Origin of the sequence: Mesorhizobium sp. WSM4983, assembly GCF_029625765.1 — a bacterium.
GTDB lineage: Bacteria > Pseudomonadota > Alphaproteobacteria > Rhizobiales > Rhizobiaceae > Mesorhizobium.
Genome location: NZ_JARTVM010000051.1, coordinates 1 through 258, shown reverse-complemented (window position 1 = coordinate 258; position 258 = coordinate 1). Strand labels below are relative to the sequence as shown.

The following is a 258-nucleotide window of genomic DNA, read 5'->3' as shown; positions in this document are numbered from 1 at the left end:
GCACGAAGGAGGCGAACAGCGCGCGCGGTATCCGCTGCGACATTGTAACCGCCGACGAGTGCGACGACATCGATCCGAGCGTGATGGACGGCATCGTCAAACCTTGGTTCTCGGAGCCTTGGTCGCTGCTTAAACGACTCTTCGGAGGAACGCCACGGCGCGGGCGATACGGTCTTCTCTACCAGAAGCACAAGGCGGGCCTCGACGGCAACGCGGTACGATCGGGCGCTACGCCAGCGAGCGCAGACGAGCGCGATC

At 64.0% G+C, this 258-nt stretch carries 1 protein-coding gene; it reads left to right on the top strand.

The annotated features are described in order from the left end of the window. Nucleotides 1–258: hypothetical protein (locus P9254_RS28900; protein WP_278103927.1), on the top strand; the 258-nt coding region annotated here is incomplete at both ends.